The following is a 23,342-nucleotide window of genomic DNA, read 5'->3' as shown; positions in this document are numbered from 1 at the left end:
GTTTTTGTAATTATCGAGTAAATTAGCTTATCTAGCGGATAATTTGCCTATTTTATATAAAATTTTCACCAATTAATGGTAATAATCTATTTCTTTGTATCAAATTAATTCAATAATAACCTTATTAATTTTTTTGATATGAGATTCAAATATATACCATTATTGATGGGTCTTTGTAGTGTTTCAACACTACAGGCTCAGAAGTTTACGATTCAGTCGAAAGGAGATTTTTCACTTATCCAGAATAAAGGGGGGATTAGGTTAGGATACGCACCTAGTTCTGGAGTGAAGATTCTAAAAATAAATGGATGGGCTTTTAAAGACTTGAATAAAAATGGTAAGTTAGATCAATATGAAGATTGGCGTTTACCTGTGGAGATGCGTGCCAAAGACTTGGCAAAGAAAATGTCGATTGAACAGATTGCAGGCCTAATGTTGTACTCAGGACATCAATCGTTGCCAGCTCGACCGGTTGGCTATTTTTCTGGAACTTATAACGGCAAGCCGTACAAAGAAGGCGAAACAGATGCGTCGGACATGACCGACCAGCAGAAACTTTTTTTGGAAAAGGATAATTTGCGTCACGTGTTGTTAACTTCGGTCAAAAGCCCTGAAGTGGCAGCCAAGTGGAATAATAAAATGCAAGCATTTGTTGAGAGTACTGCTCTAGGTATCCCAGCAAATAATAGTTCAGATCCTCGTCATGGTACATTGGCAAGTGCCGAATACAATGCTGCGGCGGGAGGTACTATTTCGATGTGGCCAGGTTCATTGGGCTTAGCTGCTACTTTTAATCCCGCTATTATGCACCGTTTTGGTGAGGTTGCTGCTGCCGAGTATCGAGCGCTAGGTATCGCAACTGCATTGTCTCCACAGGTAGATATCGCTACCGAGCCACGCTGGAGTCGTGTGAGTGGAACTTTTGGTGAGAACCCAAGCTTGAATGCCTCTATGGCGCAAGCTTATGCCGATGGTTTTCAGACTTCTTATGGTAATAGGGAGATTAAGGATGGATGGGGTTTTGGAAGTGTGAATGCGATGGTAAAACATTGGCCAGGTGGCGGCTCTGGCGAGGCTGGTCGTGATGCCCATTATGCTATTGGAAAATTCGCTGTGTACCCTGGTAAAAATTATGCGCAACATTTTATTCCTTTTACCGAAGGGGCTTTCAAACTAAAAGGTAAAACAAAAATGGCATCGGCAGTGATGCCGTACTACACAATTTCGTGGGGTTTTGATACCAAAAATCACGAAAATGTTGGGAATAGCTATAATAAGTATATTATCAATGATTTGCTTCGTGAGAAATATCATTATGATGGGGTTGTTTGTACCGATTGGGGAATTACTCATCCTCACACTGTCATGGATAATTTTGTTGATGGAAAACCGTGGGGGCTCGAAAAGTTGTCTGAGGCTCAGCTTCATTATAAGGCTTTGATGGCTGGTGTCGACCAATTTGGTGGAAATAACGATTCTAAGCCGATTATCGAGGCTTATGCGATGGGCGTAAAAGAACATGGAGAAGCTTGGATGCGTGCTAGAATGGAAAAATCGGCGGTGCGTTTGCTAAAAAATATTTTTAGAGTTGGATTGTTCGAAAACCCCTATTTGGATGTTGAAGAAACGGTAAAAACCGTTGGTAATCCTACATTTATGCGCGAAGGGTTTGAGGCTCAAACTAGCTCAATCGTAATGCTAAAAAACAAAGGAAAGGTGCTTCCTTTAAGTTTGGGTAAAACGGTGTATATTCCAAAGCGTTTTGTGGCTAAGTCTCGAAACTTCCTTGGTATGGAGATGCCTGAATCGTTGGATTATCCTGTCAATCTTTCAATTGTTAAAAAATACTTTACCGTAACCGACAACCCTGATGAGGCAGATTGTGCTTTGGTTTTTGTAAATAACCCGTCTTCGGGTATTGGGTATGATAAAGAGGATTTGGCTAAAGGAGGTAATGGGTATTTGCCGATTAGCTTGCAGTATAAAGAGTATACTGCCTCGGAGGCTAGAGAAACCAGTATTGCTGGGGGGGATCCATTGGAATCATCTACCAATCGTTCGTACAAAGGTAAAAGCATAAAAGCATCTAATTCTTCAGATTTGGATATGATTTTGGAAACGAAGGCCAAAATGAAAGGGAAACCCGTAATAGTATCAGTTTCTATGGATAATCCTATGGTTTTTCATGAATTTGAAAAGGAAGTAGATGGTATCTTAGTGAATTTTAAAGTACAAGACCAAGCAATATTTGAAATTATTTCGGGTAAAAAAGAACCTTCCGCATTGTTGCCTGTTCAAATGCCTGCCAATATGAGTACGGTTGAAAAACAGGCTGAGGATGTACCTCAAGATATGGAATGTCACAGAGATTCGGAAGGACATATTTATGATTTTGGTTTTGGCTTAAATTGGAAAGGCGTAATCAATGACAGTCGTGTCAAATTGTATAAGAAATAGTGTGTATTATTTGTTTACGATTTGGGACAATTCATACTACGTGGAGTAATGTTTGATTGAGTGAACAAGTGATTATTGGGTTAAATCCAATTTAATCTCTTGTTCACTCAATCAAAATCACCCTTTTTTTTTCTTTATTATTCTTTTACATCGCCAGTTAAGATAATTGACCATAAACCAAAAGTTTTTGAAGGCAGGATTACTTGTTTGTTTATGATGGTACCGAAAATAAATTTGCTGAATTATCACCAGTAATCTAAACAGCCCATATACTTCATAGAAGGTAAAATCTATATTTTTAAGACGCATTCGTTCACAATAGTATTGAATGACCTCCTTGCGAGTTAGCATCCCCTTTAGATGCGTAGGTTGTCTTCTAAACATTTTGAAAACAAAATCATCATCTGCCTGAATCCAATAGGCTAAACTATTGCCCAAATCCATCAGCCCATCGCCAACCGTTGCCATTTCCCAATCCAGAATACCAATCACTTCCAAGTGCTCGTTGGCCGAAAGCACGACATTATCAAAACGAAAATCATTGTGTATAAAGCAAGTGTATTCTTCGGATGGGATGTTGGTCTGTAGCCAATGAATCACATATTGGCATGAGGGTACATTCCATGTTTTGGCTTTCCGATAGCGCTCTACCCAACCCATGATTTGTCGATTAGCATAGCCTTTCCCTTTACCAAATGACTGTAATTCAGTATTTTCTATATTGATTTTGTGTAAGTCTACCAATTTGTCTATTACTCTTAGACATAAATCTCGTACCTTTTCTGGACTTAATTCTAATCCTCTTGGAAGATTAGCTCTTGGAATAATTCCTGAAATTTTTTCCATGATATAGAACTCACGACCAATTACCGCAGTATCGCTACAGTAAAGTTCTACTTTGGGAACGTATGGATAATAAGGTGCCAACACCGAAATGATTTTAGACTCTCTGGACATATCATGAGCTCCTTTGGCTTTGGTACCCTTCGGCGGACATCTCAGAATATATGCTTTTTCATTGAATGTAATCTGATAGGTTAAGTTAGACGCACCACCGCTAAATTGCTCTAAGGAGATAGAGTGAATAACAATAGAGAATTCTTTTTCTAAATAGCTTTTCAATAGATCCAAATCTAACTGGTCTTCAGTACGAACATCTTTAGGTTTATCAATCAATAAGTTTTCCATCTACAGCCCTTTTATGATTCTCGGTATTTCTTGATTTCTATTTTTGCCACTACATTTCGATGAACTTCATCAGGACCATCAGCTAGTCTTAGTGTTCGTGCGTAGGCATAGAGTCCTGCGAGTGGGGTATCGTTGCTAAGTCCTTTACCACCAAATAATTGCATTGCTTGGTCTATTATTTTGCAGGCAACTGCTGGTGCCACTACTTTGATTTGTGATACTTCGCTCAAGGCACCTCTTATTCCAAGGGTATCTAGTAGATAGGCGGTTTTCATGACCAAAAGCCTTGCCATATCGATTTCCATTCTTGCATTGGCAATAAGATCCATATTTCCTCCTAGTTCTAGGAGGTTCTTCCCAAATGCTGTTCGAGATTTTCCTCTATCTATCATTAATTGAAGTGCTCGTTCACTTGCGCCAATCATTCGCATACAATGGTGTATGCGTCCTGGGCCGAGGCGCCCTTGCGCAATTTCAAAGCCCTTTCCTAGCCCGCCTATAAGATTTGATTTTGGTACTTTTACATTCTCGAAACTTACTTCCCCATGACCATACGGGGTATCATAAGTACCAAATACGGGCAACATTCTTTTGATATTTACTCCTTCGGTATCTAATGGGACTAATACCATTGAATGCTGGGCATGTTTGGCAGCCTCGGGGTTCGATAATCCCATAAAAATGGCTATTTTACAATTGGGATGCCCAATACCTGTACTCCACCATTTGGTTCCATTAATAAGCAGGTGGTCGCCTTTGTCGTTGATGGTAGCACGCATATTGGTAGCATCGCTAGAGGCAACGTCTGGTTCGGTCATGCAAAATACCGAACGAATAGAACCCTCGAGCAATGGTTTCAGCCATGTTTCTTTTTGCTGCTCGGTACCATATTTCCATAATACTTCCATGTTGCCCGTATCGGGGGCATTACAGTTGAATACTTCTGGTGCTATCAACGAATATCCCATTGCTTCTGCCAACGGTGCATATTCGGTATTGCTTAATCCGCTCACTTCAGGAAGAAATAAGTTCCATAACCCTTCTTTTTTGGCCAGTGTTTTTAAATCTTCAATAGCTGAATCTAGCTGCCATTCTTTCCAGTTTGGGTTGGGAGATAGGGGAGAGGTATGCAAAAGTGTCTCGATGGGTAAAATGTGTTTTTGGATGAATTGCTCGACTCTTCTGGTTAGGTCGAGTGTTTTGGGCGAGTGACTAAAGTTCATTGATTATACAGTTCAAAGTGAATTATGCTTAGAAATTTACAAAGAAAAGTTTAAATTTTTCTTGAAATAAGAATAATTTACTTGAGTATTGAACAAAAAAAACTGACACCATAAATATTATAGTGCCAGTAACTACACCCAATTTTCTATAAAAACTATGATAATATGATTTAGCTTAAAAAGCTTTGAAAATCTGGAGAATAACCTGTGTAACAGGAAAATAGTATTTTTTTGTAAAAGTAATATATTACCGCAAATTTGACAACTAAATTAGGATAGTATTCAATTTATTCCAACGTATAAACCTATTTTTTTTATGCAATCGTTATCGGCAACGTTTCCATTTGGATTATAGAAGGATAAAATAGCATCAATTTTCTGAAAACTATAATCATTTACCAATAAAAAGACCTTTCAAGTTTATTTTTACTCTTTTAAAACCTCCAAAATCTTACCAAATTAGCTATTTATTGAACTTTTTCGCAAAATTATTTTTGAGTTTAACCTTGTAGTAACTTTCAGTTGAAAGTGCAGTTTCAGACCTTGTTGTGTAGATTAGCGAAAATTTTGTATCTTACTTACAGTTTTGTAAGATTTACCCTTTGGTGATTTTGATTAGTCTGATGAGATATTCACTTTTTAATGAACAACCTACATGGTATTTAGACATTTTTGCAGAATCAATAATGGAAAAAGGTCGTTTGCGTTTGCGTCCACTCGAGGGGCAGCCTGCCGATAGTGCCTTGCGAATTGAATGTAGTCGCAAGTTAAGACAAAAGTATGGGGTAGGAACTGTTTTTAAGTTAGATGTACGATTGGTTCGACCTCACAACAAAAAACCGTACTTAGTTTGTCGAAATAGAAAGGATTTGAATCGAGCATTAGAATATTTTGAACGTAATAAGAGTATTCAAATACAGCATTTAACAGGGGTACAACTATCTCTTTTTTAATAGGTTATAAAAAAAAGTTAAGGCGTTGAAGGCTCTGAGAATCGTTTAGATTTTCATCGCAACTAAAACGCCTTAGAATAAACCATCTATGAGGCTTTCAAAATACTAGAAACAGGTACCTTCCGACGCTCAATTAATCTTTTTACGGTGGTTGGGTGAAACAATTTTCCCTTCGAAGTTCTAAATCCTTTCGAGTTTAACTCATCTGCAATTTGTTGAAGGGTGTACAATCCTCTATCGAACCTTTCAATTAAGGCCGAAGCCAAACGATTGTTTAAATTTTTAAGTGCTTTTTGTTTTGTTGATGCGGCTCCCACGGCTCTTGATTCATTTGTAAAATTTTCAGGTTTACCTAATTTCACGCCCCGATTCTTCTTTGCCTGCAAGGCTGCTTTGGTTCGGATGCTAATCAGTTCACGTTCACGCTGCGCCAAACCTGCAAATACTGCCAACGTGAAGGTATCCAAAACTCCATTTTGGGTTGGTATGTCACAACTTACAAATTTCCCTTGAACTTTTTCTAAAATATCAAAAGTATCTTTTACATCACGACTTAATCTATCAAGTTTAGCTACAATTAAGAATGCATCTTTGTTGTTTAGGCATTCTGCGATGGCTGATTGAAGCATCGGTCTATTATCGATGTCTTTTCCAGATTCGGCTTCTATGTACTCTTGAATCACTTCAACATGATCGATAGCAGCAAAATGATAGATGATTGCTCGTTGTGCTTCTAAGCCTAGTCCAGAGCGTTCTTGTCCTTTTGTTGAGACTCTCAGATAGGCAATATACTTTTTCATATCTGTGTTTAGAAAATTTTACAAGGCTACAATGCTCGTTATAGTCTTGTAAAAATAATAGAAAAATCTATCAATCCAAATGGCAACTGTATTTAAAGACAAAAAGTCTGACCAACTCGTGTGCTGATCAGACTTTTCTTCTAAATTCTGTGGTTGTAGGTTTTACACAATTTCTAATGTCACAGGCATATTACCTCTGGTAGCATTTGAGTAAGGACATACCTCATGTGCTTTTTCGACTAATGCTTGTGCGACTTCTTTTTCTACGCCAGGGATGTGTACTTTTAATGTGGTGGCTAATCCAAATCCTCCTGCATCGTTTTTACCGATAGATACTTCAGCTGTTACAGTAGTTGGACCAGTAGTAATTTTTTGCATTCTGATTACAAGGTTCAAAGCACTGTCAAAACATGCTGAATAGCCTGCTGCAAAAAGTTGTTCGGGATTGGTAAATGCACCTCCTGTCCCTCCTAATTCTTTGGGCATTCTTACTTCCAAATCCAATACTCCGTCTGAAGATTTTACCTGTCCGTTGCGACCTCCCGTCGCTGTTGCAGACGCCTGATATAATGCTTGCATGATTGTATAATTTTGTTGCTCAATTAGCGTACTAATTCGAGCAATGGTTGATTTTTATGTTTATATTAAAATTGCATTTTTCTACTATTTTACAGAGGAAGTAGCATCCATTAGTTTATCTAATTGAGCTTTCAAACTAGTGAACTCTTCCATTGATAGTGCCAAACATGAAGCCAATTTGAAGGGGATATCTTTTGCTTCATTTTCTAGTTCAATACCCTTATTAGTTAGGCTTACAAATACGACTCTTTCATCTGCTTTGTCACGTTGTCTGCTTACTAATTCATCTTGTTCCATACGTTTTAGTAAAGGGGTTAGGGTACCGCTATCTAGTAATAGCCTTTTGCCCAAATCTTTAACGGATGAAATTTTATGTTCCCATAAAACTAGCAACACAAGATATTGAGGATAGGTCAAGTTGAGTGGTTCGAGCAATGGCCTGTACAAGGCTGTTATTTGCCTCGATATAGCATAAAACGGAAAGCAAAGCTGATTTTCTAACTTGAGCTGATTCATATATTTTTATTTTTTGTGTAAAATTAAATTGTTTACAATTTAATTGCAAGTAATTTTAATAAAATTTTCAAAAAATGCTAAAACAACGCTCTGAAGCCCTATTTTTGTTTTTTCAAGAAATCGATAATTGTGGTAAATATGAAATTTTTAGCAAAATATGGAGTAGATGGATTCATTCTGTCTTTGATTGGAGCTATTATCCTCGCTTATTTGTATCCCGAATTAGGAGCTGTAACGCTTGATAGAGCATTGGGTTTTGCTACTACTTATGGGGTAAGTATAACTTTTTTTTTATATGGCTTAAAACTGGATACCAAACAATTATTGGTAGGTATCAGTAATTGGAAATTACATACTTTAATCCAAACTAGTACATTCGTTTTTTTTCCTGTATTGGCGCTTTTGGTAAAACCTTGGTTCGACTCTATGGGTCAGCCTATTCTTTGGTTGGCCATTTTTTATTTGGGAGCATTACCTTCAACAGTTTCTTCTTCGGTTGTAATGGTTTCATTATCAGGTGGTAATGTGGTTTCTGCTATTTTCAACGCCACACTTTCTAGTTTGTTAGGAATTGTTTTAACACCATTATGGATGTCGCTGTTTATGGGACAAGTCAACAGCAATTTTGATTTGACAGATGTTCTGATGAAATTGGTTTTACAAGTAATCGTACCTGTAATTGTCGGCATGAGCTTTAATAAATTTGGGGGGGCTTGGGCGCAAAGGAATAAAGTAGCCTTAAAAATGGTCGATCAAACGGTTATTATTTTGATTGTTTATCAATCTTTTTGTGATTCATTCGACCATCATATATTCGCTACGTTGCCAGTAAGCCATATTATTTGGTTGTCGATTGGTATGATTCTATTGTTTCAAGTTGTATATCAATTGATAAAGTGGTGTGCGCATCGACTTGGGTTTAACGAAGCAGATACCTCAACGGCTATATTTTGTGGGTCCAAAAAGTCATTGGTACATGGTACAGTTATGAGCAAAGTGTTGTTTGGTGCAGGTGCCGAAGTTGGTATTTATTTGTTGCCAATTATGATTTATCATGCTGGACAATTGATCGGTGCAAGTTATCTAGCTCGTAAGCGCGGCGAAAAACTAGCACAACAATCTAATCATTAATTAGTACTTAGGCATATCGCCCACAATGCTGTAATGGTCTGTGAAACATGCTGTTGTATAGTCAAATCTTCAGATAGTGATTCTAGGGCACGATAGACTAAGGCTCTCGCTGACTTTACTTTGGTCATAGCCATAATCTGAGCAATTTCTTCATAGCTTAGTCCTTCAAAAAAATATAAAGCAATAGCTTCTCGTTGTTTTTCGGGAAGCTTTGCACATGCTTCTTTTATAATCTGACTGGTATCTGCTGAAAATATCTGATTAAACAAGTCATTTCCATCCGAAATATTAAGTTCAAAACCGCCTTCTAATCCTACAAAAGCAAATTGTTTTTGTTGCCTTTCCTGTACTCTCATCAATTTGCGTTTCAAACTCGCATACAAGTAAAACTTAATCGAGGTGGTATCTCCTAGGCGCCCTCTTGATTGAATCATTTCGCAAAATAAATCCTGAATCGCATCTTTCACTAAATCTGCTTCAGCACAAAACTGTCTGCCATAATTATATAGCTTTGGGGCATACTGATAGTAGATAAAACTTAATGCTTCATCGTTCCCATCTTTAAATGCTTTCCAAATTTGCTCTTCGGAGAGATGTTTCATGGCTGTTTAATTAAAGTAAATGGCTTGTTAATTCAATTGGGCAACGTATATGTGTCAGACATACACAATTATTGCTAAATAAAAAGGGAATAGTTCATTCCTGAAGTCAAATGTATGATATTTTTCATTTACTACTCAATATAGTACAAAAAAAAATTTATAAAGTTATTAAAAATACATTTTTTATTGATTATTTGATTTTTTATAAATTATTGAAAATCAGATTATTGTATTGATAAATTTTATTTTTTCTTTAAATAGTAAAATTTTTTCTTCGTTTGCTATGGTCATTGAGTTTGTTTTTGTCTTTCTGTATTTGAAAGAACAAAACTATGGAATCGAACCAACCCAATATAGAGCAATTTTTGAGTAACTCTACTTTCGTCAAATGGGTAAAAGAGCCCGATGATGTTTCAAACGAATTTTGGAACAATTGGCTTTTAAATAATCCTGATAAAAAAGAGACCTTCGAACTCGCTAAAAGCATTATTCAGAATCTTGCTTACAAGCATCAATATCATTTAGATAAACAAGAACTAGATGCGATGTTTGAGAGTATCAAATCGACAGTTGCACAAAATTCTGAAACAGAGAAGCTACATACTATCTCAATATTTAAAAATAATATAAAACGATTCTGGTGGGTGGCTGCGTCTGTGGTTATTGGTATTATCTATTCTTTTCAGACAGAATTTACTAAGGAGCGTTTGATGACTTCTGTTTTGACGCTTGGGAATAAACAGTTTTACGGAGCCAATCCTGGTGAAAGAATTAAGGTAATACTTCCTGATGGCTCAATTGTAACGCTTCAAGGAGGAAGTTCTATTACTTATAATTCTGATTTTCAAGATTCTATTAGAAAAGTGGAGTTGAACGGACAGGCATTTTTTGAGGTTGTCAAAAATCCTCAAAAACCCTTTGTCGTACAATCAAAGCATTTGAGAACTAGAGTTTTGGGAACAAGTTTTTGTGTAAATGATTTTGAAAAGGACGTTACTGGCAAAGTTGCAGTAAGAACAGGAAAAGTAAGTATGAGTGTAGTTGAAAACGATCAATCCGAAATACTTACTCCTAGCAAAATGGGAGTCTGGCATGAAGCGCAAAAGCAGATTGAAGTTAGTTCGTTTGACCTGAAATCTGAGCTCGCTTGGAAAGATAACATATTGTACTTTTCTAAGGAGGATATGCCAAGTGTTTTATCCAAAATTGAAGCTTGGTATGGGGTAAAAATTACAGTTGATTCATCCCTAAAATTGAAAGGAAGATACAGTGGTGAGTTTTACGACGAATCTCTCGAAAATGTTTTGACTGGTGTTGGATTTACTTCAGGGTTTGATTTTGAAATCAATGGAAAAGAAGTACGAATCACACCAAACCGCTAGGCTTGTTTGCCCAATGTTATCACTAATCACAGTCATATTTTACGCTAACATATCTAAACATTAATTATGAATTCTGTGCTTCAAAACTCCAGCTAACCAAACAAAAAAAGCCGACTATGCGTCGGCTCCCTAACAGAGTTCTGAGCTATCTAAAAAGATTGGCGTCTGTGCGATAGAGCAGAACTAGGAATTTTAATTTTTTTAATTATCAAAATCCCAATCAAATATATGAAAATCCTTCGACCCAAGTCGCTTCTCCAGTTAAAAAAACGATTTACGACTATGTTAATGCTCCTCATGAGTATTTTACAAATTAATATTCTAGGCATTTTTGGTGCACAAGCCAAAAGTGTAGAGGATACTCGTCTGAACATGAAAGTAGAAAAGGCTACGATTGTTCAGGTATTTAAAGAAATCGAAAAGCAAACACACTTTCATTTTTCATACAACGACGCCTATCTTAACGAGCAGGTAAAAGTTACTTTGAATGTGCAAAATAAGAGGCTTTCGGAAGTTCTTAATTTTTTATCCAAAGAGATTAATCTTCAATTCAAGCAAGTACGAGGTAATATTCACGTCTTGAATACAGCCAATACCGACCGAAATTATAACCCAAACGTGCAGCAAAGCGCTATTCTCGAGGATGTTACAGTTTCTGGCGTAGTATTACACGTGTCTGGTCGAGTGACAAGCCGTGAGGATAATCAACCTGTGGCAGGTGCTACTATTCGGATAAAAGGAACGAATAGAGGAACAGTAGCCGACGCACAAGGAAACTATAAAATTGAAGTTGACGATGCCAATGCTGTCATTGAAGTATCTTCGGTGGGCTTCTTAAAGCAGGAAATTCGAGTGGGTGGTCGTAGCACCATCAACGTAGAATTGACGGCTGACATCGCCAAACTCGATGAGGTGGTTGTGGTTGGTTATGGTACCCAAAAAGTAAAAGATTTGACAGGTTCGGTGGGTATTGTCAAAATGGAAGATGCTAAGAAAACTGCGACCTATGACGTGGCCAAAATGTTGCAAGGTCAGGTGGCTGGCGTTACAGTGCATGGTTCTGGCGAGCCTGGCGGATTTGTCAGTATCAAAATCCGTGGGATTAGTTCTTTCAATAACAACAGCCCCTTGTTTGTGATTGATGGAGTTCCTGTAGATGCACCTTTTGATTTTTCTCCTGACGATATTGAGAGCGTTCAAGTGTTAAAAGATGCCTCTGCAGGTGCTATTTATGGGGCACGAGCGGCTACAGGCGTTGTGATTATAACTACCAAAAAAGGTAAAGCAGGACCTCTGAAAGTAGATTATTCAGGTTATGCGGGTGTACAAGAAATAGCGAAACGTATTCCTGTAACTAACCGCGTTGGTTATCAGAATATCACAAGTGCGGCCGAATTGAATGCTGGTTTGTTGGTAGCGCCTGCCAACGACCCGAAAAGTCCATCATATATTAGCAAAGTAGATACCGATTGGCAAAAAGAAGGCTTTAAAACGGGTAAAATTACCGACCATAATCTCAACTTTTCGGGGGGTACCGAGGCGCTGAGAGGAAGTGTTTCTTTGGGATATTTTGATCAAAGTAGTACCTACACGGGTCCTCAAAACTATAAACGTTATAGCTTGAATGGTAATTTGACAGGTAAAAAAGGTATTTTCTCATTTGGGGCAAAGTTTGCCTACACACAGTCGCACAAGGTAAATAATGCCAATACAAGAGAACACGCCGTTTTTGGAGGGAGTGTAACTAGTTTATTGACGGCCATTCCGACAATGCCTGTGTACGACCCTAATCGTTTGGGTGGTTATGGCGGTAGCGATAACAATACCCAACGAGCTATTACTTTGAACGTAGTAGGCATGAATGCTTTATTGAAAAGTACAGGAGACCGTAATCGTATTTTAGGAAATTTCTGGGGTGAGTTGGAATTGGCGAAAAACTTAAAATACAGATTAAGTGTAAGTTATGACCGAACAGATTGGAAAGACTTTTTCTTTGAACCAAAATATGATTTAGGTTTTTATTACTTAACTCCCTTAGCGTTTTTGTCGCAAACCAGAGGTGGTGCTAATACTTTCTTAATCGAAAATACTGCAACGTATCTGAAAGAAATTGGTAAACATAAGATTGATGTGTTGGCAGGTATTACACATCAAAAAGATGAGTGGGCCTCTATGACTGGTACGGCTTTGGGTCTTACGGAGCCTTATTTCTTAACATTAAGTTCTGGATTAGAAGCTTCGGGCGGTCGTGGTATCAACGAATATCAGTGGAATGCAGCGCTTCAATCCTATTTGGGTCGTGTGAACTACAACTATGGAGATAGATACCTATTGACTTTCAATTTCCGTCGTGATGGTTCTTCTCGATTTAGTCCATCAAATCGTTTCGGTAATTTCATGTCATTGGCCGCAGCTTGGAATGTACATAATGATATTCAGTTACCTGAATTTATCAATAGCATGAAAGTTCGTGGTGGTTATGGAGAATTAGGTAATCAGTCTATTGGTCAATATCTCTATGATACCTATATCAACACCAATGCGAATTATGTGTTCAACAACGCTTTGGCTCCAGGTGCTACTCGTACCCAAGTGGTAGACCCTTCAATTAAATGGGAATCGAAAAGAACCACCAATGTAGCAGTGGACTTTGGTTTCTTGAATGATAAAATCTCATTCACTGCCGAATATTTTGATAACCGTGCTTATGATATGTTGGTGGGTATTCCAATTCCAGCATCTGTTGGTTCTACCAATGCTAGTGTTACAACAAATATTGCTTCGGTTAGCAACTCTGGGGTTGAATTAACGGCAACTTATCGTAAAAAAACAGGTGATTTTAAATATGAAATCTCTGCCAATGCCCATACCCTCAAAAACAAAGTATTAGCCCTAGGAGGAAACAATGAGCCAATTTATGGTGCAGCGAGTAAAACAGAAGTCGGACATTCTGTAGGGGAGATTTATGGATATATTACTGAAGGTATTTTCCAGAATGTTGATGATGTAAAAAATCATGCTACTCAATTGAATGCTGCCCCTGGTGATATTAAGTTTAAAGACCTCAATGGTGACGGCAAAATCACAGCCGAGGGCGACCGAACTTATTTAGGTTCATCGATTCCTAATTTTTATTACGGACTCAATTTTGGTGCATCATACAAAAACTTTGATTTGTCCTTTTTTGTACAAGGTCAGGCTGGTAATAAAGTCTATAACGGTGTATATCGTGATTTAATGGCTCAACAATATGGTAATCACCACGTAGACGCTCTTAATTATTGGACACCAACCAATACCAATACGAATGTGCCTCGTCCAGTCATTGGAGACCCGAATGCGAATACTCGTGATTCAGATAGATTTGTAGAAAGTGGAGCTTATTTACGTATGCAAAATGCGCAAATTGGATATAACGTGCCTCAAAGTATTTTGAACAAAATTAAAGGTGTAAGTAAAATCAGAATCTATGCATCTGGACAGAACATTTTCTTGATTTCTGGTTATCGTGGCTACGACCCAGACTTTGCAAGTGATGGTCTATTGAGCAGAGGTTTAGATTATGGCTCTTATCCGAATCCTCGTACCGTTATGCTTGGTTTGCAAGTAGGTTTCTAATTTGATACAGACAGTTGAAAATACCATTTTGGGGTTACTACCTGTCTGAGCGTTACTTTACAAAATCGTTTAATTTTAGATTTTTCATGAATAAAAAATATATACTAGCTTTTGTAGCAGCCATGATGTTGGCTACGGGCTGTGAAAAAGACTTGGAGCAAACAAACCCTAATCAGCAAACTTCGGCTACTTTTTGGCAGTCACAAGATGATGCAATTAAAGGGGTGAATGCTGCTTACCAAACCCTTATAATTGATGGCGGGTATATGCGTAGTACACCTTTGTTGCTCGATACCCGTGGCGACGATATCAAGAGTAATAGTCCTTGGGATCAGATGTACAATTCAGGTAGATTTGCCTTGAATACTGGTAATGATGCCATCTATGGTTGGGCATTTGGGGCTTATTACGAAGGTGTTTCTAAAGCCAATCAGGTGTTGGATTTTGTACCCAAAATAGCGATGGATCAGGCCGTTAAAGACCGTGTTTTGGGTCAGGCTTATTTCTTACGAGGACTTTATTTTTATCATTTGGTCAATTTGTTCGGTAATGTTATGTTACCAACTACTTCTGTAAAAAGTACAGCTGATTTTTATGTTAAACAGTCTACCATCGACGAAGGTTGGGCACAAGTAATTTCAGATTTAAAAAAGGCCTCTGAATTGCTTCCTGTTAGTTATGATAATGTGGCTGGGCCTGATAAAGGTCAAACAGGTCGCGCTACCAAAGGAGCAGCTTTAGGGTTTTTAGGAAAAGCTTATTTGTTTACTAAAAAATATACTGAGGCTGCTACACAGTTCAAGGCAGTTATCGATTTAGGAGTCTACGATTTGATGCCAAATTATCGAGATAATTTTACAGAAGTTGCCGAAAATAATAAAGAATCATTATTTGAAGTTCAGTTCTCTCGTGATGCAGGCGGGAAAGATATGAACTGGGGTGGCGAGCCTGCTCCTGGCTGGGGAGCTGTTTCGGGTCGTGCCATTACTTATGGTCCACGTGGTTTTGGCTGGACGGATGTTCAACCTACTCGCTCTGTATTTAACGAGTTTTTAGTGGAGAAAACTGCTGCAGGAAAAGATGATCCTCGTTTGGAGGCAACGATTTTCTATAACAAACCGGGTGGCATGAAATTGTATGGAAAAGACTTTGCTACTTTTTATACAAATCCTAACGATTTGAATGATTTGTTCTGTCGAAAATATGAAAACGATGAAACCAAAGCCGATGAGTTTGACTGGCGTTCGGGTATCAACGAGCGTATTTTGAGATACGCTGATATTTTACTTATGTATGCCGAAAGTTTGAATGAAACAGGACAAACCGCGCAGGCTTATCAGTATATCCAAAAAGTGCGCTCGCGTGTAGGGTTACCAAATTTAGCAACTACCAAGCCAAATATGACTGCTGCACAAATGCGTGATCAATTAGCTCATGAAAGATTGTTGGAGTTTTGCTTGGAAGGTCACCGTTTTGATGATATTCGTCGTTGGGGTTGGCTACAGGATGCCACAAAGTTAGCAGAATTGAAGCTTCGTGACCCTGAGTTCAACACTTATCAAGTAGGTAGAGAGTTTTATCCAATTCCGCAGCGTGAGATAAATACGAATCCTGGTGTTAAACAAAATGCTGGTTATTAGGGTTTTACCACAACTCTAATTATTGCTCAAATATCAATAAGCTATAGGCAGTGGACAAAGTAAGAGTTTCTTAAAAATTACTTATTCTGATTTATTGTCTATGGCTTACTTTTCTAAAATTTAGGACTTATCTCTAAACCTAAAAAATATTCGATGCCTCCCTTTCAATCATCAATACGGTACCTCAATCTGTAGACTTATGCTTTTTTCAACAAAAAAATATTTTTTTATACTTCTAATATTGACCATGTTAGGACTTGGGTCTTGCTCTAAAAGTGCCGTAGACCCCACCCCAACCCCTACGCCTAATCCCAGCCCAATGGCACCAGCTTTTGATATAAATTCTATCAAAGACTCTTATGCAGATGTGGCAGCAGCAAGTAATTATTTGCGTTGGGGCCCCTACAATGTACATGACCCATCAATTATCAAGGAAGGCGATACCTATTATTGCTACAATACAGACGTAGCTTACGGAACCGATATTCGCCCGGGAATTCAGATTCGCCAGTCAAAAGACTTGATAGAATGGAAGTTTTATGGATGGGTATTTGATGGTTTGCCAACATTAGGGGCAAACTTTATCAAGCAAAAAGGCATTCAACCGTTTAATTCTTTGTGGGCGCCATACATAATGAAAGTAGGGAATGAATTTCGTTTGTACTATTCTCTTTCTTCGGGCGACCCTCGTTTAAGTGTAATCGGATTGGCTACTGCTAGTTCTCCATTGGGTCCTTGGAAAGAACAAGGTTTGGTAGTGACGTCTCAAAATGACAATACTCGCCAAACTAATGCAATTGACCCAACTGTGGTGGTTACGCCAACAGGCGAACATTATTTTTATTATGGTTCGGCTTGGGATGGTATTTATATGCTCAAACTAAATCCTGCTACTGGTTTACCACTCGTTGCGGGTGATAAAGGCAAACGAATTGCGAATCGTGGTTTTACCAATGGGCAATACAATGGCAATATCGAAGGCCCAGAAATAATTTATAATAAAGAACTCAAAAAGTACTTTCTATTTATTTCTTATGACTGGTTAGCGACAAAATATAATGTTCGAGTAGGGCGTTCAGACTCTCCCGAAGGACCTTTTTATGATTTTGAAGGACGTAACCTCAATGAAGATATCGACCATGGTCCGATGATATTGGCGCCTTATCAGTTTGTAGGTCATGCTGGCTGGCAAGGTGTGGCGCATTGTAGTGTTTTCGAAAATGCTGGACAGTATTATATGGCACATCAGGGTCGCCCGGGACAGGATATTAATTTTATGATTTTGCATGTCCGTAAAATCTTTTGGACAAAAGACGGTTGGCCAGTGGTTTCGCCAGAGCGCTATGCAGGAGAATTTACCACTGCTATTACGAAAGAAAATTTGGTAGGAAATTGGGAGCAAGTTATTCTTGGATATAGAGTGGTTCCTGGCTATGATAAAGAACAAAACTCTCCTGATTTTCAAGTAGCTACTACTATTTCATTGGATGCCAATGGTGGTATTAATGGAAGTACAGCCAATACATGGTCATATTCAGCGCCTTGGCTTACTATGAAATGGAGTAATGGATTCACTGATGAAGTATTGGTTGAAAGAGGTCGCGATTGGGAAAATAAAAAGGAAACTATTCTTTTTTCTGGTTTGAATAATAAAGGGACCGCTATCTGGGGAAAGAAGAAATAACTTTCTGAAACGTTGCCTTCCCATTAAAATAATAGACAAATGATTATGAGACATTTTTTTTTGACGACTTCAAAAAGATATATCTTTCTGTTTTTCATCTTTTTGGGTGGATTTACTTCATGTCAAAAGAAGACTAAAAGTCCTTTACATTTTGTTTCTATTTCTAGTAGTCAGTCACATATCGATTTTAGTAATACGCTGACAGAGTCTGATTCGGTGAATTTTTACACGAATGAATATATGTACATTGGCTCTGGCGTGGGAGTTGGCGACTTCGATAATGACGGTCTGCAAGATGTGATTTTTGTGGGTAGTCAAGTTCGTCCTCGATTGTATTTGAATAAAGGAAAAATGCAATTTGAGGACATCACCATAAAGGCTAACATTCCTGAGTTATCGTGGTGTACAGGTGTGAGCATTGTAGATATTAATCAAGATGGTTGGCAGGATATTTATATTTGCGTTTCACACCATAAAAACCCTCAGAATCGGAAGAATATTTTATTAATAAATCAGAAAAACCTGATGTTCAAGGAAGAAGCCCAAGCCTATGGACTGGCTGATGAAGGTTTTTCGACACAAGCTTGTTTTTTAGATTATGATAAAGATGGCGATTTGGATGTGTATGTATTGAACCATCAGTTGTTTAACCCTCAACCAAATAAACTTGTGGCGCCTGACTCTTCAGGACTATCGCCTGCTGCTGACCACCTTTATCAAAATCTTGGTTTTGATAAGAAATTAGGACATCCTGTTTTTAAGAATGTATCTCAGCAGACAGGTATTTTGGAGGATGGTTATGGTTTGGGTGTAACCGTCGCCGATTTTAATCAGGATACCTATCCTGATATTTATGTGGCCAATGATTATCTCAGCAATGATAAACTGTGGTTAAATCAACAAAATGGAACTTTCAAAAATGTTATAGCTCAAGCTACCCAGCATCAAAGTTATAATAGTATGGGAGTGGATGCCGCAGATTTGAATAATGATTTGTTACCTGATATCATGGTTTTGGATATGCTCCCGCCAACCAATGAGCGCAAAAAGATGATGGCATTGGGATTTAGTCCTGAGAAGTACGATTTGCAACGAAAACTAGGATATCAACCTGAGTTTTCACGTAATATGTTACAGCTTCATCGAGGAAATCAACTTGTGAACCAACAGAAGATTCCTATTTTTAGTGAGATAGGTAATTTGGCAGGCGTAGCCGAAACGGATTGGAGTTGGAGCGTGCTGTGTGCTGATTTTGATAATGATGGCTGGAAAGATTTACATATCACTAATGGTTTGGCTAAGGATTTGACAAACAATGATTTTCTGAATTTTACTAAAGAAGCCCAACAAAGTAGTTATCAGTTTGGCGGCGGAAGCAATAGTTTAAATACTTTTGATACAAAAAGTATTCATGATTTACGAAAAAAATTAGACGAGTTTGGATCTGTTAAATTGAATAACTTTTTCTTTCAAAATACTCAAAACCTTCAATTTGAAGATATCACACAAGAGGTTGGACTCGAAAATCCTTCTATTTCGCATGGTGCTGCCTATGCCGATTTCGACAATGATGGCGATTTAGATTTAGTCATTAATAATACAAATCAAAAGGCTTTTCTTTATCAGAATACTTTAAATGATGAGGATAAAAATCGACATTTTTTAAGTGTTGTTTTACAAGGTAGTCAAAACAATCTGGATGGATTTGGGACTAAAGTTGAGGTATATCATCAAGGAAAAGTACAAATGCTTGAACAGCAGCCTGTACGTGGGTATGCTTCTTCTGTCGAAAATCGTTTACATGTTGGTTTGGGAGAATGTAGTCTAATCGATTCATTAATAGTAACTTGGCCAAATCAAAAAGTACAAAAACTTTTTCGAGTAAAAGTAGATACAAGCTTACTTTTGAAAGAAAGTGATGCTAATGAGTTAGTAGATATTCATACAACGTTCTTCGAAGATAAAGGTATTGGACTTGATTTTATTCATCAAGAAACACCATTTTTTGACTATTACAATCGTCGATTACAACCTCAAAAATATTCACAATTGGGACCATGCCTAGCCAAGGGTGATGTCAATGGGGATGGTCTCGAAGACTTTTTTGTAGGAGGAGCTTCTCGTCAAAATGGTTGTTTTTACATTCAACAGAAGTCTGGAAACTTTAAATCACAAGTATTGACTCAAACTTCAAAATTACAAGAAGATTTGGCTTCGGTTTTGGTAGATACAGACAAGGATGGCGATTTGGATTTGATTGTGTCAGGTGGAAGCACCGAGTATCCAAGAGGCTTTCAAAGTTCGGTGCAATTATTTTTAAATGATGGGAAAGGCAATTTTCAACAGAATTTAATGGCAATCCCTGCACAGCTTCAAACTTTTTGTACTACCTTAGCAGTTGCAGACGTTGACCATGATGGCGACCAAGATATTTTTGTAGGTGGTCGACTTGATGCCGAACATTTTCCTCAACTCCCTCAGAGTTATTTATTAATTAACCAAAATGGCTTTTTTAAAGAACAAACCGCTCAATTAGCACCAGACCTTCTGTATGCTGGAATGATTACAGGGGCAGTTTGGACAGATTATAATCACGATAATCAGATTGATTTAGTAATCGTAGGAGAATGGACTTCTGTTCAATTTTTCAAAAATCAACATGGAAAATTAAGTTTAGATACTCAAACTAGCGAGTTGACTCATAGAAAAGGCATGTGGCGAAGTATAATCGCCAAAGACTTAGATGCTGATGGAGACCAAGATTTGGTGTTGGGAAATTGGGGACTCAATCAAAAATATCATATTTCTGAAACAAGACCTTATCATCTTTTTGCGAAGGATATTGATAATAACGGCACGAACGAGTTGCTTCCAGCCTACTTTTTGAAAAACAAAACAGGAAATTTTGAATTGTATCCCGATTTAGACCGCAATCAATTTGCGGAACAAACGCCCACGATAAAAAAGAAATTCCTATTGCATCGTGATTTTGCTGAAACAACGATGAGCGAGCTGATAGAACACATCGGCAAAGAATCACTAATAGATTTGAGCTGTGATTATGGGCAAAGTGTTTGGCTTGAAAATCAAGCTGGGAAATTTGTAACGCACGACTTGCCAATTGAGGCTCAAATGGCTCCTATTAACGCTATCGAAGTTACTGATGTCAATGCTGATGGAATGCTAGATTTGATTTTGGCAGGAAATGAATTTCAAACCGAAATAACCACAGGAAGAATTGATGCTAGTTACGGATTAATTCTGTTGGGTACAAAGCAAAAGAGATTTTTACCCCAACCTATTGGTTATCAGGGATTATTTTTGAGAGGAGATACCAAAGCAATGCAACTCATTCGTGGTGCTCAGAAGTCTTATTTGGTGGTAGCAGAAAATAATCAAAGACTAAAATATTACCCTATAAGTATTAGTGCTGAATTGTGAGTTGTGAATGTAAATTTTAATTATCAATATCTTACATCTGCAATTGATTAAATAGATTTTACCCACTCTAGGCCTAAAGCTTAACCAATAATTTTTACTTAGTATTCTATAAAAACAATATACATTCGAAACATTAACTTATCCCATTTATCTATTTGTATGAACCGTATAATAAAGACCGTTAGCTTATTTATGGCTACCACTTTGTTGGCACAAGCACAAGCACCAAGTCCGATAAAGGTGAATGTTGCCCAACCAGTTTCTGAAATTCAACCTACTATGTGGGGGATATTTTTTGAAGATATCAACCTCGGTGCCGATGGAGGTATTTATGCCGAATTGGTTAAAAACCGCTCTTTCGAATTCCAAAAACCATTGATGGGTTGGAAAATTGAGCGCAAAACTTTTCATGAAGGAGAAGTTTTGATTCAGAATCGTGCAGACAAAAATACAGCAAACCCTCGTTTTGTAACAATCAAGGTTGAAAATGCACAAAAAGGTGACCTTGGTCTAACCAATGAGGGCTTCCGCGGAATGGGTATCAAAAATGGATTGAGATATGATTTTTCTGTGATGTATCGTCAGTCTGGAAGTCCTGTCAAGCTTCATTTAGAGTTATTAGATGCCAAAGGACAAGTAATTGGAGAAGGCACGCTTAGTCCTTCCCAAACCGATGGACAATGGCATAAGCAAGCCGTTAGTTTTAAATCTACAGCAACTGAGGCAAAGGGAAAATTCCGTATTTGGTTTGAAGGAAATGGTCAAATTGACTTAGATATGATTTCGCTTTTTCCAGAAGATACCTGGAAAGGACGCCCTGGAGGGATGCGTGCCGATATGATTCAGAAGTTGGCCGATTTAAAACCTGGCTTTATTCGTTTTCCTGGAGGTTGTATTGTCGAGGGCTTTGATTTGAATAACCGTTATCAATGGAAAAAAACGATTGGACCAATCGAGGAGCGCCAATTGATTATGAACCGTTGGAATATCGAATTTGCACATCGTGCTGCGCCAGATTATTTCCAAACTTTTGGTTTAGGATTTTTCGAATATTTACAATTGGCTGAAGATATTGGTTCTGAAGCACTTCCAATCCTTAACTGCGGTATGGCTTGTCAGTTCAACTCTGCGGAAGTCGTGCCTTTGGATCAACTTGAACCGTATGTGCAAGATGCTTTAGATTTGATTGAGTTTGCCAATGGAGACATCAATACGACTTGGGGAAAAGTGCGTGCTCAAATGGGGCATCCAGCGCCTTTTAATCTGAAAATGATGGGTGTCGGTAACGAAAACTGGGGACCACAGTACATTGAGCGATTGAAGATTTTTACCAAAGCTATCAAAGCAAAGTATCCTAATTTTAAATTGGTAAATAGCTCAGGTACAGACCCTAACGGCGACCGTTTTGACTATTTGAATAAAGAATTGCGTGCTATGAATGCCGACTTTATCGACGAGCATTACTACCGTGCACCAGAATGGTTCTTGAAAAATGCAGGTCGTTATGATAGCTACGACCGCAATGGTTCGAAGGTTTTTGCAGGTGAGTATGCATCTCATACTAATAATGGTGCTCCTTCCAGCAATCGTAACACATGGAGAGCTGCGCTCTCAGAAGCGGCATTTATGACTGGTTTGGAACGTAATGCGGCCGTGGTTCAAATGGCCTCTTATGCTCCGTTATTTGCACACGTGGATGGTTGGCAGTGGAATCCTGATTTGATTTGGGTTGACAACCTGCAATCTTTTGGTACACCAAGCTATTATGTTCAGCAACTTTATTCTTTAAACAAAGGCACTCACGTGCTTTCGATGACACAAAATAACCAACCGTTGATTGGACAAGATAGTTTGTATGCTTCAGCAAGCTGGGATAAGGCGAGCAATGAGATTATTTTGAAAATTGCCAATAACAAGAATCAAGCACAAGTGCATGAAATTCAGTTGGATGGTGTGAAAAAATTGGATCCAAATGCCAAATTGATAATGATGCAAAGTGATCCAAATGCTGTAAATACGTTTGAACAGGCGCTAAAAGTGAGTCCTACTGAAAAGAAAATTGTGGTGAATGCAAAGACTAAAAAAGTAAGTCTCGAACTGGCACCGTATTCATTTTATGTAGTAAGGA

At 38.0% G+C, this 23,342-nt stretch carries 15 protein-coding genes; 9 read left to right on the top strand and 6 right to left on the bottom strand.

Annotation, left to right across the window (positions count from 1 at the left end):
* Window positions 1-138: 138 nt before the first annotated feature.
* A complete protein-coding gene (locus ACOVQ4_RS19540; protein WP_421822287.1) occupies window positions 139-2,457 on the top strand; it encodes a glycoside hydrolase family 3 N-terminal domain-containing protein in 2,319 nt (772 codons plus the stop codon).
* Window positions 2,458-2,574: 117 nt separating this feature from the next.
* On the opposite strand, the gene ACOVQ4_RS19535 is transcribed toward ACOVQ4_RS19540, so the two are convergent.
* Window positions 2,575-3,645, bottom strand: a complete 1,071-nt coding sequence (locus ACOVQ4_RS19535) for a phosphotransferase family protein (RefSeq protein ID WP_421822286.1) — start codon at window positions 3,643-3,645, stop codon at window positions 2,575-2,577.
* A gap of 11 nt (window positions 3,646-3,656) precedes the next feature.
* Complete coding sequence (locus ACOVQ4_RS19530; RefSeq protein WP_421822285.1) at window positions 3,657-4,868, bottom strand: acyl-CoA dehydrogenase family protein; 1,212 nt, start codon at window positions 4,866-4,868, stop codon at window positions 3,657-3,659.
* A gap of 623 nt (window positions 4,869-5,491) precedes the next feature.
* Here ACOVQ4_RS19530 and ACOVQ4_RS19525 point away from each other — a divergent pair.
* Window positions 5,492-5,821, top strand: a complete 330-nt coding sequence (locus ACOVQ4_RS19525; RefSeq protein WP_421822284.1) for a hypothetical protein — start codon at window positions 5,492-5,494, stop codon at window positions 5,819-5,821.
* Between the two features lie 86 nt (window positions 5,822-5,907).
* Here ACOVQ4_RS19525 and ACOVQ4_RS19520 read toward each other — a convergent pair whose 3' ends face one another.
* The 3 genes from ACOVQ4_RS19520 to ACOVQ4_RS19510 form a co-directional block, all read right to left on the bottom strand.
* On the bottom strand, window positions 5,908-6,621 hold the full coding sequence (locus tag ACOVQ4_RS19520; RefSeq protein ID WP_421822283.1) for a recombinase family protein: 714 nt from the start codon (window positions 6,619-6,621) through the stop codon (window positions 5,908-5,910).
* A 162-nt stretch (window positions 6,622-6,783) separates the two neighbouring features.
* Window positions 6,784-7,200, bottom strand: coding sequence for an organic hydroperoxide resistance protein (locus ACOVQ4_RS19515; protein ID WP_421822282.1), 417 nt, complete (start codon window positions 7,198-7,200; stop codon window positions 6,784-6,786).
* 84 nt (window positions 7,201-7,284) lie between these two features.
* Window positions 7,285-7,716 (bottom strand): MarR family winged helix-turn-helix transcriptional regulator, encoded by a 432-nt coding sequence (locus ACOVQ4_RS19510; protein ID WP_421822281.1) that lies wholly within the window; start codon window positions 7,714-7,716, stop codon window positions 7,285-7,287.
* Between the two features lie 138 nt (window positions 7,717-7,854).
* Between ACOVQ4_RS19510 and ACOVQ4_RS19505 the strand changes: the two genes are divergently transcribed.
* Window positions 7,855-8,847, top strand: coding sequence for a bile acid:sodium symporter family protein (locus ACOVQ4_RS19505; protein ID WP_421822280.1), 993 nt, complete (start codon window positions 7,855-7,857; stop codon window positions 8,845-8,847).
* Here ACOVQ4_RS19505 and ACOVQ4_RS19500 read toward each other — a convergent pair.
* Window positions 8,844-9,449, bottom strand: coding sequence for an RNA polymerase sigma factor (locus ACOVQ4_RS19500; protein ID WP_421822279.1), 606 nt, complete (start codon window positions 9,447-9,449; stop codon window positions 8,844-8,846). The two genes, ACOVQ4_RS19505 and ACOVQ4_RS19500, sit on opposite strands and share 4 nt — an antisense overlap.
* A gap of 332 nt (window positions 9,450-9,781) precedes the next feature.
* Between ACOVQ4_RS19500 and ACOVQ4_RS19495 the strand changes: the two genes are divergently transcribed.
* From ACOVQ4_RS19495 to ACOVQ4_RS19470, 6 genes are all read left to right on the top strand, one after another.
* Window positions 9,782-10,831, top strand: a complete 1,050-nt coding sequence (locus ACOVQ4_RS19495; RefSeq protein ID WP_421822278.1) for a FecR family protein — start codon at window positions 9,782-9,784, stop codon at window positions 10,829-10,831.
* Between the two features lie 228 nt (window positions 10,832-11,059).
* Window positions 11,060-14,449, top strand: coding sequence for a SusC/RagA family TonB-linked outer membrane protein (locus tag ACOVQ4_RS19490; protein ID WP_421822277.1), 3,390 nt, complete (start codon window positions 11,060-11,062; stop codon window positions 14,447-14,449).
* Between the two features lie 86 nt (window positions 14,450-14,535).
* Entirely contained in the window at window positions 14,536-16,089 is a 1,554-nt protein-coding gene (locus ACOVQ4_RS19485; protein ID WP_421822276.1) for a RagB/SusD family nutrient uptake outer membrane protein, read from the top strand.
* Between the two features lie 247 nt (window positions 16,090-16,336).
* The gene (locus ACOVQ4_RS19480) at window positions 16,337-17,773 is read left to right on the top strand and encodes an arabinan endo-1,5-alpha-L-arabinosidase (protein WP_421822275.1); all 1,437 of its coding nucleotides are present in this window, start codon (window positions 16,337-16,339) and stop codon (window positions 17,771-17,773) included.
* Between the two features lie 45 nt (window positions 17,774-17,818).
* Window positions 17,819-21,214 carry a VCBS repeat-containing protein gene (locus tag ACOVQ4_RS19475; RefSeq protein WP_421822274.1) on the top strand — a complete coding sequence of 1,132 codons (3,396 nt, stop codon included), beginning with the start codon at window positions 17,819-17,821 and terminating at the stop codon, window positions 21,212-21,214.
* A gap of 159 nt (window positions 21,215-21,373) precedes the next feature.
* On the top strand, window positions 21,374-23,342 hold a 1,969-nt coding region (locus tag ACOVQ4_RS19470; protein WP_421822273.1), incomplete at its 3' end, for an alpha-L-arabinofuranosidase C-terminal domain-containing protein.

Origin of the sequence: Flectobacillus sp. (assembly GCF_049240685.1) — a bacterium.
Lineage (GTDB): Bacteria > Bacteroidota > Bacteroidia > Cytophagales > Spirosomataceae > Flectobacillus.
Note: the sequence above shows the minus strand (reverse complement) of the source record. Positions and strands in the feature narration are given on the sequence as shown.